We start from the raw sequence: 14,607 nt of genomic DNA on the forward strand, positions 1-14,607 counted from the left end.
TGTTGATCTTTGTCAGTGTGAATCGGTTGGTGCGCGTCTGGGCGTATCGGAAATGTGGGTTGGTCTGACCCGTATTGAGCAAAGAGATTTGCTCATGCGTTAAGCATTTCTGGTGTAAGCGTTCAGAAGCGTTTTGAAGAAGTAGACGTACTCGGATGCGTCATGCTTTGGAGCTGTTTGTATCTGCATGAGTAGGTATGGATGGTTTCTGTGCATGGGGTGAGTGAGTATGAGAAGGGCATTCGGTGGATGCCTTGGCACTAGGAGGCGACGAAGGACGTAGCACGCTGCGATAAGCTGTGGGGAGCCGCGAGCAGGCATTGATCCGCAGATTTCCGAATGGGGCAACCCACCCAGCGATGGGTATCGTGATCTGAATACATAGGGTTACGAGGCGAACCCGGGGAACTGAAACATCTCAGTACCTGGAGGAAAAGACATCAATTGAGATTCTGCTAGTAGTGGCGAGCGAACGCGGAACAGGCCAGTCATTTTTGAAGAAGAAGCAGAACAGTCTGGAAAGGCTGACCATAGTGGGTGACAGTCCCGTATGTGTAGTGTCTTTGGAAATGCTTGAGTAGGGCGGGGCACGTGAAACCCTGTCTGAACATGGGGGGACCACCCTCCAAGCCTAAATACTCCCTAGTGACCGATAGCGAACAAGTACCGTGAGGGAAAGGTGAAAAGCACCCCGACGAGGGGAGTGAAAGAGACCTGAAACCGGATGCCTACAAGCAGTCGGAGCCTCTTATGGGGTGACGGCGTACCTTTTGTATAATGGGTCAGCGAGTTTCTGTTTGCAGCGAGCTTAAGCCGTTAGGTGTAGGCGTAGCGAAAGCGAGTCTGAATAGGGCGCATAGTTGCTGGCAGAAGACCCGAAACCGAGTGATCTAGCCATGGCCAGGCTGAAGGTGCGGTAACACGCACTGGAGGGCCGAACCCACGCCTGTTGAAAAAGTCGGGGATGAGCTGTGGCTAGGGGTGAAAGGCCAATCAAACTCGGAGATAGCTGGTTCTCCGCGAAATCTATTGAGGTAGACCGTCAGGTGGTTACCCCGGGGGGTAGAGCACTGGATGGGCTAGGGGGGCCCAAAGCCTTACCAAACCCAACCAAACTCCGAATACCCGGAAGTATAGCCTGGCAGACAGACAGTGGGTGCTAAGGTCCATTGTCGAGAGGGAAACAGCCCAGACCACCAGCTAAGGCCCCCAAATCGTGGCTAAGTGGGAAAGGATGTGGGGATTCCATAACAACCAGGAGGTTGGCTTAGAAGCAGCCATCCTTTAAAGAAAGCGTAATAGCTCACTGGTCTAATAGAAACCCTGCGCCGAAAATGTAACGGGGCTCAAGCCACGTGCCGAAGCTGTGGGTGCATATCTATGATATGCGCGGTAGCGGAGCGTTCCGTAAGTCAGTGAAGGAGACGGGGTGACCCTCTCTGGAGATATCGGAAGTGCGAATGCTGACATGAGTAGCGACAAACAGTGCGAGAAACACTGTCGCCGAAAGTCCAAGGGTTCCTGCGCAAGGTTAATCCACGCAGGGTTAGTCGGCCCCTAAGGCGAGGGCGAGAGCCGTAGTCGATGGGAAACAGGTGAATATTCCTGTACCTGCCAGAAGTGACGAATGCGATATGTTGTCAGGTCTTAACGGATTGATCTGGCTTTTGGAGCATTCCAGGAAATAGCTCTGGCGTATAGACCGTACCCGAAACCGACACAGGTGGACTGGTAGAGAATACCAAGGCGCTTGAGAGAACGATGCTGAAGGAACTAGGCAAATTGCTCGTGTAACTTCGGGATAAGCGAGACCCGTTGGTGGGCAACCATTGGCGGGTGGCACAGACCAGGGGGTAGCGACTGTTTATTAAAAACACAGGACTCTGCGAAGTCGAAAGACGACGTATAGGGTCTGACGCCTGCCCGGTGCCGGAAGGTTAAGAGGAGGTGTGAGAGCACTGAATTGAAGCCCCGGTAAACGGCGGCCGTAACTATAACGGTCCTAAGGTAGCGAAATTCCTTGTCGGGTAAGTTCCGACCTGCACGAATGGCGTAACGACTTCCCCGCTGTCTCCAGCATCGGCTCAGCGAAATTGAATTCCCCGTGAAGATGCGGGGTATCCGCGGTCAGACGGAAAGACCCTATGAACCTTTACTGCAGCTTTACAGTGGCATCAGAGACATTCTGTGTAGGATAGGTGGGAGGCTTTGAAGCAGGGGCGCCAGTTCCTGTGGAGCCATCCTTGAAATACCACCCTGAATTTTTCTGATGTCTAACCGTGGTCAGTTAGCCTGATCCGGGACCCTGTATGGTGGGCAGTTTGACTGGGGCGGTCGCCTCCCAAAGTGTAACGGAGGCGCGCGATGGTGGGCTCAGGCCGGTCGGAAACCGGCTGTTGAGTGCAATGGCATAAGCCCGCCTGACTGCGAGAGTGACAGCTCGAGCAGAGACGAAAGTCGGCCATAGTGATCCGGTGGTCCCGCGTGGAAGGGCCATCGCTCAACGGATAAAAGGTACTCTAGGGATAACAGGCTGATCTCCCCCAAGAGTCCACATCGACGGGGAGGTTTGGCACCTCGATGTCGGCTCATCACATCCTGGGGCTGGAGCAGGTCCCAAGGGTTCGGCTGTTCGCCGATTAAAGTGGTACGTGAGCTGGGTTTAGAACGTCGTGAGACAGTTCGGTCCCTATCTGCCGTGGATGTTGGAGACTTGAGAGGATTTGTCCCTAGTACGAGAGGACCGGGATGAACATACCTCTGGTGCACCGGTTGTCGCGCCAGCGGCACCGCCGGGTAGCTAAGTATGGAAGGGATAACCGCTGAAAGCATCTAAGCGGGAAACCCACCTCAAAACTAGGTCTCCCTGAGGGTCGTGGTAGACCACCACGTTAATAGGCCAGGTGTGAAAGCGCGGTAACGCGTGCAGCTAACTGGTCCTAATCACCCAATAGGCTCACTCTCTTACTGTCCCCTTAAAAGGACAGCCCGTGCACAGAAATCATCCATATATCGCCTACTTCTTCATAACCAACCGTCCTCCACACACCCCTTACAGGGTGGACTGGATGACCTGGTGGCCATGGCGGGGAGAGATCCACCCGATCCCATCCCGAACTCGGCCGTGAAAACCCCCAGCGCCTATGATACTGTGGCTTAAGCCACGGGAAAGTCGGTCGCCGCCAGGTCTTCCAATCCACCCTACCCAAATCTTACCCATACAAATTTCAACACACTTACAACCGCGGGGTGGAGCAGCCCGGTAGCTCGTCAGGCTCATAACCTGAAGGCCGCAGGTTCAAATCCTGCCCCCGCAACCAAGCACAGTTTCTAAAACCCCGCTCAACCAATCGGTTGGCGGGGTTTTTTGTGTGTATGATGGGGGAATGAATATCATTTAAATCGATGAGATAGAAAATATGATAGTAGAGAATTGATTGGTATGTAGTGGCTTATATCGGACATTACGACTTCAGAGGTTATTATCCATTATCAATATATATATTTAAGGAGAGTAAGATATGAAGGGTAATAAAAATAAGGCTGAACAGAATTATGCTTTAGATGAGCAAGTTGGATTTCTGTTACGGCGTGCTTATCAGCGCCATACAGCTATTTTTCAAGAGCATATTCCGGACCAGCATCTTACTTCTGCGCAATTTGCTGTTTTGGTTACGACACAGAAGCTTGGCCAAGCTTCTTTAGTTCAGATTAGCCATGAAGCTGCGATTGATCATGCAACGTTGCGTGACATTGTATCACGTTTGAAAAAACGTGGGTTGTTAAAGGTAGAGCAGGGTAAGCAAGATCGCAGGCAGAAACTCGTTTCGCTTATGCCAGAAGGTGAAAAGCTTTTGCGCGAGACCATTCCGGTAGCACGGCAGGTGACAGATATGACGTTGTCTCCGTTAAATGAGTGTGAGCAGATTGCTGTGCTTCATATTTTGCAGAAATTATCTCATTGTGAAGAATAATACTGTCATATCAGCATTTTATTGACAGTTCAGAAATACGTTACGTCCACATCTATCGTTATAGAAAATCATAAAAATATAACTAGTTTTTGCGTTTTGAGATTCTGATGATTTTCATAATTTGAAAATCTTACGATATCTCATACGAAGAACAAAGAATAATAAATACTAAAAATCAATACGTTACAAAAAAACGTAACGATAATGAAATTATTTCCTTGACGTTTTTACGATCCTCCCTGAACATCTATATATCGCGTATACGCTATTAAGTCTGTAATTTTACTGCTGGTCGGGAGAGTTAATATGTCAGGTGGAGTTCGTATAGGCATTGCAGGAGCAGGGCTTGGTGGCGTTGCAGCGGCAGGGCTACTGGAAAAAGCTGGTTTTGATGTTGTTCTGTTCGATCAGGCTCCCGCGTTTTCTCGGCTGGGTGCGGGTATCCAGTTCGGGCCCAATGTCCTTAAAATTCTCGCTACTTTAGATGGTTTAGATAAAAATCTAGAAAAAATATCATGTCTTCCTGATTATTGGGTTAGCCGTAAGTGGGATGACGGTACAGTTATGGCCAAAATTCCGCTTAATGCTGAGCGGGAACGTTATGGCGCTCCTTATATTACAATTCATCGTGGTGATCTGCATCAGGCCATGCTGGACTGTGTAAGCCCAGAACGTGTGAAATGGGGCCATAAACTGGTCGATTTTACAGATGATGGACAAGGCGTTACGCTGAATTTCGAAAACGGTGCTTCAGAAAAGGTTGATATCCTTATTGGTGCTGATGGCATAAATTCACGTGTACGCGAAAAAATCTTTGGTCTTGATGAGGCTGTTTATACTGGGTGGATTGCACATCGTGCCATTATTCCGGGTGCAGCTGCAAAAAGCCTAGGCGCAGATCTGAATGCAAAGTGGTGGTCTGCTGATCGGCATATCGTGTGCTATTATCTAGATAAGAACGAAGATGAGTTTTATCTGGTAACTGGAGAACCAGCAGAATGGACTTCTCGGGCTGGACAGTTGCCCAGCTCGCGTGAAGCATTGCGTGAAGCATTCAAAGGCTTTCATCCAATGGTTCAGGGCTATATCGACGCGACTGACGTTGTCACCAAATGGCCTCTCAAGACACGCGCACCACTTCCAGTTTGGTATCAGGGTCGTTCAGTATTGCTGGGGGATGCTTGCCACCCAATGAAGCCGCATATGGCGCAGGGCGCAGCCATGGCAGTGGAAGACGCCGCCGTTTTGGCCCGGTGCCTTGCTGAATTAGGTACAAAGGATCTGGAACGTACATTCCGCTCTTATCATGAGGCAAGAAAAGAGCGTGCGACCAAGGTTCAGAGCATTTCTAATGCAAATACATGGCTACGGCAGCCAGAAGACCCTTACTGGTGTTACGGTGACAACATCTACGATCTGACAATCGAATAACCGTAGAAAAGAGGAGGGACGTTATGGCAGCCAGCGTCTTTCTAACAGTTAATGGCTGCCGTCATGCAATTACGGCAGCAGGAAATACACCGCTTCTTGCAATTTTGCGTAACGATTTGGGGCTGAATGGCCCCAAATATGGCTGCGGTTTAGGGGCATGTGGCGCCTGCACGGTGCTCATGGACGGGAAAGCTGCACGTAGTTGTGTGGTCTCGTTAAATGCTGCAGCAAAGTGCAAAAATATTGTGACACTGGAAGGGCTTTCTCCCGATGGAAGCGATCCTGTGCAAAAAGCTGTGGTTGCAGCGCAGGCAGCACAATGTGGCTACTGCCTAAACGGTATGGTCATGACATTGCGGGCATTTTTAGATGCAAATCCGCACCCGGATGAAGACGCATTGAAAGCTGCCTTGCGCTACAATCTTTGTCGTTGCGGTACTCATGTAGAAATTATGCGCGCTGCACGTATTGCAGCCGGTTTAGAAAAGGAGGATAGCGGAAAATGACCGGTGTGCTCCAGATATTCCGGAAATCTCTCCCTCCTAAAGGACTTTCTGCACGAGGGGAATTTATCCCGCGGGATGAGGTTCTGGTTCAGATTGAAGAAAATGGTCAGGTCTTAGGGTTTTGTGGGCATGTAGACCTGGGTACAGGTATTGCGACTTCCCTGGCTCAGATTGTTGCAGAAGAATTGGATGCAGATCCTAAGCATGTCCGGATGGTGCTGGGGCATACTGATCGCACTCCTGATCAAGGAGCGACGATTGCAAGTGAGACTATTCAGGTTTCGTCTCGTCCATTACGTCGCGCAGCTGCACAGGCCCGCAAGCTATTATTGAAGCGTGCAGCGCAGCTTACAAACTCTCCTATTGAATCCTTATCTTTTCGAGATGGAAAACTGATAGGATCTCAGTCTCAAACGGCAGATTGGGGCATGGGGGATATTGTAAGTGGTGTCCAAATTCGTGAGGAACTGGATGACACGACGCCGGTGAAGTCTCCATCGGAATATCGGTTGGTAGGGCGGAGCCATCCACGCGTCGACATTCCAGATAAAGTAACGGGGCGCATGGTTTATGTGCATGATGTGCGCGTAGAAGGCATGCTGCATGGCCGTGTTATTCGGCCCCCTTACGCGGGTTACGATCATGGTCCGTTCGTGGGGCGTTCTTTACTGAAAGTAGATCGTGCCTCCGTGGCCCATATTGAGGGCCTTGTGGATGTGGTGGTGATTGGTGATTTTGTTGGGGTGGTTGCTGAGCGTGAAGAGCAAGCAATTGCGGCAGCAGAAGCGTTACAAGTGACATGGGCACCTATTGCCGTACCCGATCTTTCTGATCCGATAGAAGCTGTAAGGGCTAACCCGTACGAGCCGCGTGTCGTTCTGGAGCGTGGGGATGTTGATGCGACGTTGAGTGAACTCTCTCATCGTCTGGATCGGGAATACCATTGGCCTTATCAGATGCATGGCTCTATTGGGCCATCTTGCTCTGTGGCATCTTGGCATGAAGGGCACCTGAAAGTTTGGTCTGGTACGCAAAACCCCCATATGCTGCAAGCCGATATTGCTTTGTTAATGGATCTACCAGTAACAAATGTAACGGTTATCCGGCATGAAGCAGCAGGGTGTTACGGGCGTAATTGTGCGGATGATGTGGGGGGTGATGCTGCTCTTCTTTCTCGCGCAGTGGGACGGCCTGTTCGTGTTCAGCTTTCACGTGCTCAGGAACATGTTTGGGAGCCTAAAGGTGCGGCCCAGCTAGTACGTATTCAAGGTGGCTTGGATGCTCATGGCGCACCTATCGCCTATAATCTGGATACAAGTTATCCGTCCAATGTGTCGCCGTTGCTGGCGCTGGTTCTTACGGGGCAAGTGCCCGCGGAAGTGCCTACTGTAGCTCAGATGGGGGATAGAACGTCTATTCCCCCTTATGATTACGCGAATGCACGGGTCACAGTAAAAGATATGCCCCCTTTGGCGCGGGCTTCGTGGTTTCGTGGCGTGTCTGCACTGCCCAACAGCTTTGCGCACGACAGCTATATTGATGAGCTGGCAGCAGAGGCAGGTGTAGATCCGCTGGAATATCGCCTGCGTTACCTGCCCGATACACGTGCAGCAGAACTTCTTAAAGCCACAGCGGCAAAAGCTGGGTGGGAGCCGCAGACACAACCACCACAGGTTGATCCAAAGGAACGCATCCTGCGTGGGCGTGGATTGGCCTATGCGCTGTATGTTCATGGGCCTTTTCCCGGCAAACCTGCCGCATGGTCTGCATGGGTGGCTGATGTTGCGGTTGATCGTCTTACAGGGGAAGTAAGCGTTACGCGTGCTGTGGTCGGGCAAGATGCCGGGTTGATGATCAACCCGGCCGGTATTCGTCACCAACTGCATGGCAATGTCGTGCAGTCTACAAGCCGTGTGCTGACAGAACAGGTTAGGTTCGACAAGACAGGCGTAGAAAGCAAGGAATGGGGCGGATATCCGATTATTCAATTCCCGGATATTCCTGAAATCAACCCGGTGTTGATGGATCGTCCCGAGGAACCTCCTCTCGGAGCGGGAGAGTCCACATCCGTACCCAGTGCCGCCGCCATTGCAAACGCAATATATGCTGCTACTGGCGTACGTTTTCGGGATGTTCCGTTTACACCTGAAAAAGTCAAAACACGCCTGGATGAAGCGCTAGGGCCGTTAGAGCGTCCTTCCGTTGTGCCTTTGGCGCCGTTGTCTTCTGGTGGAGAGGCGGCCCGTCCGGCTATGGCAAGCCAGGGATGGAAAGGATTGCTACGTAAGGCTGGGTTAGGAGCAGCTTTGGCCGTGGCAGGCAGTGCATTAGCAACAGTTTTGCCATGGCGTGCGCCTATTGCTCCAGTAGCTCCCCCAGTGCCCGGTATGTTTTCTGCGGAAATTATCGCCAAAGGTAAACAGGTTGCAGCGGCAGGGGATTGTGCTGTTTGCCATACAGCGCCAGGTGGTAAGGAAAATGCCGGTGGTTTTGCGTTAGAAACACCATTTGGCACAATTTATTCTACCAATCTTACGCCAGATCCTAAAACAGGTATTGGTCAGTGGTCTTATGCCGCCTTTGAACGCGCCATGCGTGAAGGGATTAGCCGAGATGGCAGGCATTTGTATCCTGCCTTTCCTTACACAGCATTTGCAAAAACAAGTGATGCAGACATGCAGGCGCTTTACGCTTACCTGATGTCGCAGGAACCTGTAGAACAGAAGCTTCCCAAAACGTCATTGAAATTCCCGTACAACTTACGTTTTTCCATGGCTGGGTGGAACACGCTGTTTCATAGCACAGCGCCGTTTGTGCCGGATCAGAACCGTTCAGAGCAGTGGAATAGGGGAGCATATCTGGCGGAAGGTTTGGGTCACTGTTCTGCATGCCATACGCCACGGAATGCTTTGGGGGCAGAGCGCTGGAAAACAGCTTATCTAGCTGGAGGAGAAGCTGAAGGATGGGTTGCTCCCGCATTATCTTCGCTGTCACGTTCTCCTCTGCCGTGGAGCGAAGATGACCTTTACGCCTATTTGCGCACTGGATTCAGCCCCAATCATGGCCCTGCTGGTGGCCCTATGGTACCTGTTGTGCACGCCATGGAAGATCTGCCAGATGAAGATGTGCGTGCCATAGCCCATTACATCGCCTCTTTTGATACGCGGCAGACAGCAGAAGGTACACCAGCCTTACGGCAACAGATACTGACCCGTACTGCAGATCTTCAATCTATGGAGAAAGGAGAAGGTGCGCGTATCTACAATTCAGGCTGTGCAGTGTGTCATGAAGGAGAAGGGGCACATCTGTATGGAGCACGTCCTCAGTTGGCTCTGAACAGTAATGTATGGGCCGATACGCCAGACAATCTTATTCGTGTGGTGCTTGATGGGGCACCATCACCAGCACATCAGGCAGCCAACATGATGCCAGCTTACCGTAACCTGTTGTCTGATCGGCAGATTGCGGAAGTCGTGGCTTTCCTACGTCGCACCATGGCTCCGGAAAAGGGGGAATGGAGCGATCTTGTTGCTCGGGTTGCGCGCATTCGTGCGGAAGGAGGGCACTAAGCCATGTGTCTTTTACCTTTTGTCCAGCAGCGTCACACCGGAACGCCTTTTTTAGGGGAGCATTCCAATGCCCGTAAGTGATTTTGAACTCGTCCAATCATGGCGTCAGGTTCTGGATCTTTGCAATTTGCAAAGTGGCCAGAGTGTTACGATTCTGACCTCAATAGGCACAAATGCACAAACCTTGCGCTGTGCTATTCTTGCGGTGCAGGAAAAAGGTGCCATTGCCAATCGGCTTGATTTGCAGCCGACCAATGGCGGTACCTCTCTTTCACGAGATCCTTTGGCTTATGTTGGCACAACACCGCTTACCGGCAATCGGGCTGCAGTGGAAATGCTAAAGGCCAGTGATCTTGTGCTGGATCTTATGACATTGCTTTTTTCTGCTGAACAGCATGAGATTTTAGATGCTGGTGGGCGTATTCTGCTGGTTGTAGAGCCACCAGATGTATTGGTGCGTATGACGCCTACGGTAGAAGATCGCACACGTGTTCTGGAAAATTCAGCACGGCTTAAAGCTGCCAAAGTTATGAAAGTTACATCTGCAGCGGGCACGGATGCTACGTTTGCGTTGGGGGAATATCCTATTCTGGAAGAATACGGTTTTGTAGATAAACCGGGCAGATGGGACCATTGGCCAAGCGGCTTTTTGGCAACATGGGCAAATGAAGGCTCGGCTGAAGGTAAGATTGTTCTGGCGCCGGGTGATATTCTTTTGCCACAGAAAAGTTACGTCACTGCTCCTATTACGTGTCACCTAGAAAAGGGATACGTGCGGGCTATTGAAGGTGGTTTTGAAGCAGACCACCTGCGTGATTATATGGAAAGCTTTCATGATCCCGAAGTTTTTGCAGTTTCGCATATAGGCTGGGGGTTACAGAACCGCGCACATTGGTCTGTGATGGGTTTTTATGATCGTGAAGCAAGCATTGGTATGGACCCACGTGCATGTGCCGGTAACTTCCTATGGTCTACAGGCCCCAATAATGAAGCTGGCGGTGAGCGTGACACGGCCTGCCATATCGATATTCCCATGCGTGATTGCACAGTGATGCTGGATGATGAAGCCGTAGTGCGAAATGGCAAACTGGTAGGAGAATCCTAATGATAACAGAAGATATGCGTGATGAGGCACGGTATCAGAAACAGGGTTTTGGTAACGAGATCGGTATTGTTGGAGGTATCGGTCTGTTAATCATTGATTTTGTCAATGGTTTTGCTGATCCGGAAGCATTTGGTGGTGGAAATATTCCGCAGGCTATTGAACGTACGCAGGATCTGCTTGCATTTGCGCGCAAAAAAGGTTGGAAAGTTGCACATTCACGCATCGTTTTTGCAGATGATGGTGCCGATGCAAATATCTTTTCCCTAAAGGTTCCTTCCATGCTGGGGCTTACGGAAAACAATCCGTCCTCGGCTATTGTGCCAGAACTTGCACCGGTGGCGGGTGAATACGTTGTGCGTAAAACGGTGCCTTCTGCATTTGCTGGCACACCGCTTGCGGCCTGGTTTGTAAGCCATGGTGTGCAGACTGTGGTGGTGGCGGGGTGCGTAACATCGGGTTGTGTGCGTGCCAGTGTGCTGGACGCCATGCAGGCTGGTTTTCGCCCTGTTGTTATCTCAGATTGCGTAGGAGATCGCGCGATTGGCCCGCATGAAGCCAATCTGTTCGATATGGCCCAGAAGGTTGCAGACGTTATGCCGTTGGATACGCTGCTATCCCGTATTTCTAATTAATATTCAGGAGATTATTGAATTATGAGTGAAGAAAAATTTCTTTATGGTGCCAACGTATATGCCAATGGTATTCGTCAGCATTATCTACGGTATGGCGGGAAAGGTAAGCCGTTGGTGTTGGCTCCTGGTATTACCAGCCCTGCTATTACATGGGGGTTTGTAGGAGAACGGCTTGCTGCGGATCATGATGTTTACATTCTTGATATACGTGGGCGCGGTCTTTCTTCAACAGGTCCTGATCTGGATTATGATCTGGATAGCTATGCTGATGATGTTTTGGAATTCATCAAAGCTCTTGGCCTAAAGGATGTTACACTCATGGGGCATTCCATGGGGGCACGTATTGCCATTCGTGCAGCGCGCAAGAATTCAGCAGATCTTGGCCAGCTTATCTTGGTCGATCCTCCTGTGAGTGGCCCTGGCCGGCGCGCTTATCCTGCAAATCTGGACTGGTATACAGAATCTATCCGCCTTTCCCGCAAGGGGATGACTGCGGAAGATATGCAGCGTTTTTGCCCGACATGGACAGAGGAGCAACGCCAACTACGTGCGGAATGGCTGCATACTTGTGATGAACTGGCAACACGCATTTCGTTTGAGAAGTTCCATACAGAAGACATTCATCAGGATCTTCCTCATTTGAAAGTCCCAACGCGTTTGGTTGTTGCAACACGAGGAGGGGTTATTCAGAAAGAAGACGAAGCTGAAATATCCGGTTTGAACAGTGCCATTGAGATTGTGCACGTTGAAAACGCGGGGCATATGATCCCGTGGGATAATGAAGAAGGCTTTTATAGCGCTGTTGCTGTAAAATAGCCTTAACTTTGAAACTGCTGAATAAAGCAGGGGCTTTAAGGGGGTACTCATTTTATGGGTGACCCACCTTTACTTTCCTCACAAGAGGTTCTGATGAAGAACATTTATCGTATCGGGCAGATCGTTCCCAGTTCTAACATTACAATGGAAACCGAAATTCCTGCACTGTTAAAGCTGCGTGAAAATATTCGGCCAGAACGGTTTACGTTTCATTCTGCACGTATGCGCATGAAAACAGTGAGCAAAGATGAACTGGCCGCCATGGATGGACAGTCAGATCGTTGTGCGCTTGAACTGAGCGATGCAGCCTTGGATGTGCTGGGATATGCCTGCCTTGTTGCCACCATGTCTATGGGGCCAGGCTATCATCGTGTTTCAGAAAAGCGTTTGCATGAAAGAACAGTTGAAAATGGGCATCCTGCACCTGTTATTACCAGTGCAGGTGCGCTTATTGATGGCCTGAAGGTTATCGGCGCCAAAAAAATTGTGGTTGTAGCCCCTTATATGCGGCCTTTAACTGAACTTGTGGTGGATTACATCAGCCGCGAAGGTATTGAAGTTATTGATTACGTAGCACTGGAAATTCCCGATAATCTGGATGTGGGGCGTCATGATTGCCAGCGTTTGCCAGAGATCGTGAAGGGGCTACGTTACCAGGATGCCGATGCAGTTATTGTTTCGGCTTGTGTGCAGATGCCTTCGCTACCCGTTGTTTCTATGGTTGAAGCGATAACCGGCAAACCAACGTTAAGCGCGGCTGTAGCAACCACATATGCCATGTTGAAAGCTATGAAGTTGGAAGCAATAGCGCCTGGTGGCGGCGCACTTCTTTCTGGCGCATACTAAATACAGAGGTGGAGAGGTTAAATATGCTTTCCTCTCCACCTAGAATGTCAAATATCGTTTATAAAATATGATGTGCACACTAAAATTGCGTAAGCATGGTTCTTTTCATATATAAAAATAATTTCGCATACATGCGAAGTGTAAATACATATTACTTTGTAAAGTAGAAAAACAAATAAAATTATCATTTCTGATTTTCTCAATGTTTTAAATTTTCTGTGTGGTACCGCGTTGCGTAAAGGACACAGCAGAAAATAATGTTTCGATAAAGAAATATAATCTTTACAATTATGGCGTGTACGCGACTATCTTACTCATATCGGAATCGCAATAAATTTCTCAGGCGGTGCGGGGCTGTTTGTTGGAAATTTCTTGCTGGTAATATGTGATCTGGAGTGCTCATGCGAAGTGTTGCTGTTTCCGGGCAGACTAGCCGTTCCGAGCCGAGCGGGAACAGGCTGTTTAGTACAATGGCGTGGCGTATTCTGCCGCTACTTTTCCTTGGTTTTTTGGCATCTTATCTAGATCGGGTGAATGTTGGATATGCCAAACTGCGTATGCTTTCTGATCTGGGGATGAGTGAAGCTGCGTATGGTTTGGGTACGGGGTTATTCTTTTTGGGGTACATTTTGTGCGAAGTCCCCAGTAACCTGATGTTGGTTAAATTTGGTGCACGTAATTGGATTGCCCGTATCCTTGTGACATGGGGATTGTGCTCCGGCCTGATGATGTTTGTGCATACACCCACGCAGTTTTATGTTCTGCGTATTCTGTTAGGTGTTGCAGAAGCAGGTTTTATGCCAGGTGTTCTGTACTATTTGGCATTGTGGTTCCCGCCGCAGTATCGCTCCAAAGTCACTGCGGCTTTTATGGCAGGTATTCCTTTAGCCAGTGTGATTGGTGGCCCTGTATCTGGGCTGTTGATGGAAGGGTTGAATGGTGTAGGCGGCTATGAGGGTTGGCGTTGGCTTTTTTTCTGGGAAGCATTGCCTCCGGTACTTATCGGAATAGCTGTTTTTCTGTTTTTGCCAACATCGCCAGATAAAGCAACATGGCTCACTGCATCAGAAAGTGAATGGCTGCGCCGTGAAAACCCGCTGTCTTTCAATAAGGTTAGTCTTTCTGTCAGTATTGCTGCTGCATTCCGTAGCCCATGGGTATGGCTCTTGGGTATTGTAGATGGAACGTTACTTCTAGGGTTGTATACAATTGCTTTTTGGACACCTTCATTGCTGCATGATGATGGTATTCGTTCTACCTTTCAGATTGGTTGCTTGAGCGCTATTCCGCAAATTGGTGCTGTCGCCAGCATGATTCTGATTGGGCGGAGTTCCGATGAACGGGGTGAGCGCCGGTGGCATATTGTTCTTCCTATTGTTGTGGGAAGTATTGCAATGGCGTGTATTCCGTTGTGCATGGGCAATCCATTTATTGCTATTGCCTGTATTACCGCCGCTAATATGGGTATTCTTGGCGCGCTACCACCTTTTTGGGTGTTGCCGTCCCTGATGCTTAAGGGAAATAGTGCTGCAGTTGGGCTAGCGTTGGCAGGTTCTATAGCCAATATAGCAGGCTTTTTTGCAACGGCTTTGGTGGGTTATGCCCGTAGCGTTACGGGGGATATGTCCGGCGTGATCTGGCTTTTTGCAGGTTTGGTGCTTCTTGGCGGGCTTTCGGTTCTAATGATTCCGAAAAGCAACCTGAAGTAATTACAATTTACTTTCTCAT

10 protein-coding genes, 1 tRNA gene and 2 rRNA genes (1 of these 13 only partly in view) are annotated in these 14,607 nt (G+C 49.8%); all 13 read left to right on the plus strand.

Annotated elements, in window-relative coordinates:
* On the plus strand, nucleotides 1-103 hold the 3' portion of the coding sequence (locus tag FCN51_RS20425) for a hypothetical protein (RefSeq protein ID WP_160256661.1). Its footprint begins 92 nt before the window's first position; only the last 103 of its 195 coding nucleotides appear in the window; its start codon lies off the left edge, out of view; its stop codon occupies nucleotides 101-103.
* Nucleotides 104-221: 118 nt separating this feature from the next.
* A 23S ribosomal RNA gene (locus tag FCN51_RS20430) occupies nucleotides 222-2,964 on the plus strand.
* Between the two features lie 108 nt (nucleotides 2,965-3,072).
* Nucleotides 3,073-3,188: ribosomal RNA gene (gene rrf, locus FCN51_RS20435) — 5S ribosomal RNA — on the plus strand.
* Nucleotides 3,189-3,243: 55 nt separating this feature from the next.
* Nucleotides 3,244-3,320: transfer RNA gene (locus tag FCN51_RS20440), tRNA-Met, on the plus strand.
* A gap of 201 nt (nucleotides 3,321-3,521) precedes the next feature.
* Nucleotides 3,522-3,974, plus strand: coding sequence for a MarR family winged helix-turn-helix transcriptional regulator (locus tag FCN51_RS20445; RefSeq protein ID WP_003624743.1), 453 nt, complete (start codon nucleotides 3,522-3,524; stop codon nucleotides 3,972-3,974).
* Nucleotides 3,975-4,280: 306 nt separating this feature from the next.
* Entirely contained in the window at nucleotides 4,281-5,405 is a 1,125-nt protein-coding gene (locus FCN51_RS20450; protein ID WP_160256705.1) for an FAD-dependent monooxygenase, read from the plus strand.
* A gap of 23 nt (nucleotides 5,406-5,428) precedes the next feature.
* Nucleotides 5,429-5,911: a (2Fe-2S)-binding protein gene (locus tag FCN51_RS20455; protein ID WP_003630230.1), complete on the plus strand. Its 483-nt coding sequence runs from the start codon at nucleotides 5,429-5,431 to the stop codon at nucleotides 5,909-5,911.
* Nucleotides 5,908-9,480 carry a molybdopterin cofactor-binding domain-containing protein gene (locus FCN51_RS20460; protein ID WP_160256706.1) on the plus strand — a complete coding sequence of 1,191 codons (3,573 nt, stop codon included), beginning with the start codon at nucleotides 5,908-5,910 and terminating at the stop codon, nucleotides 9,478-9,480. The genes FCN51_RS20455 and FCN51_RS20460 overlap by 4 nt, the downstream gene beginning before the upstream one ends.
* A gap of 67 nt (nucleotides 9,481-9,547) precedes the next feature.
* On the plus strand, nucleotides 9,548-10,585 hold the full coding sequence (locus FCN51_RS20465; protein WP_160256707.1) for a 2,5-dihydroxypyridine 5,6-dioxygenase: 1,038 nt from the start codon (nucleotides 9,548-9,550) through the stop codon (nucleotides 10,583-10,585).
* Complete coding sequence (locus FCN51_RS20470) at nucleotides 10,585-11,217, plus strand: isochorismatase family protein (protein WP_160256708.1); 633 nt, start codon at nucleotides 10,585-10,587, stop codon at nucleotides 11,215-11,217. Before FCN51_RS20465 ends, FCN51_RS20470 begins: the two co-directional genes overlap by 1 nt.
* Before the next feature lie 21 nt (nucleotides 11,218-11,238).
* Nucleotides 11,239-12,033: an alpha/beta fold hydrolase gene (locus FCN51_RS20475; RefSeq protein WP_124296106.1), complete on the plus strand. Its 795-nt coding sequence runs from the start codon at nucleotides 11,239-11,241 to the stop codon at nucleotides 12,031-12,033.
* Between the two features lie 93 nt (nucleotides 12,034-12,126).
* On the plus strand, nucleotides 12,127-12,879 hold the full coding sequence (locus tag FCN51_RS20480) for a maleate cis-trans isomerase family protein (RefSeq protein WP_456303871.1): 753 nt from the start codon (nucleotides 12,127-12,129) through the stop codon (nucleotides 12,877-12,879).
* Between the two features lie 401 nt (nucleotides 12,880-13,280).
* The gene (locus tag FCN51_RS20485) at nucleotides 13,281-14,588 is read left to right on the plus strand and encodes an MFS transporter (protein ID WP_124306577.1); all 1,308 of its coding nucleotides are present in this window, start codon (nucleotides 13,281-13,283) and stop codon (nucleotides 14,586-14,588) included.
* Nucleotides 14,589-14,607 lie beyond the last annotated feature (19 nt).

This window comes from Acetobacter pasteurianus, assembly GCF_009914215.2.
GTDB lineage: Bacteria > Pseudomonadota > Alphaproteobacteria > Acetobacterales > Acetobacteraceae > Acetobacter > Acetobacter pasteurianus.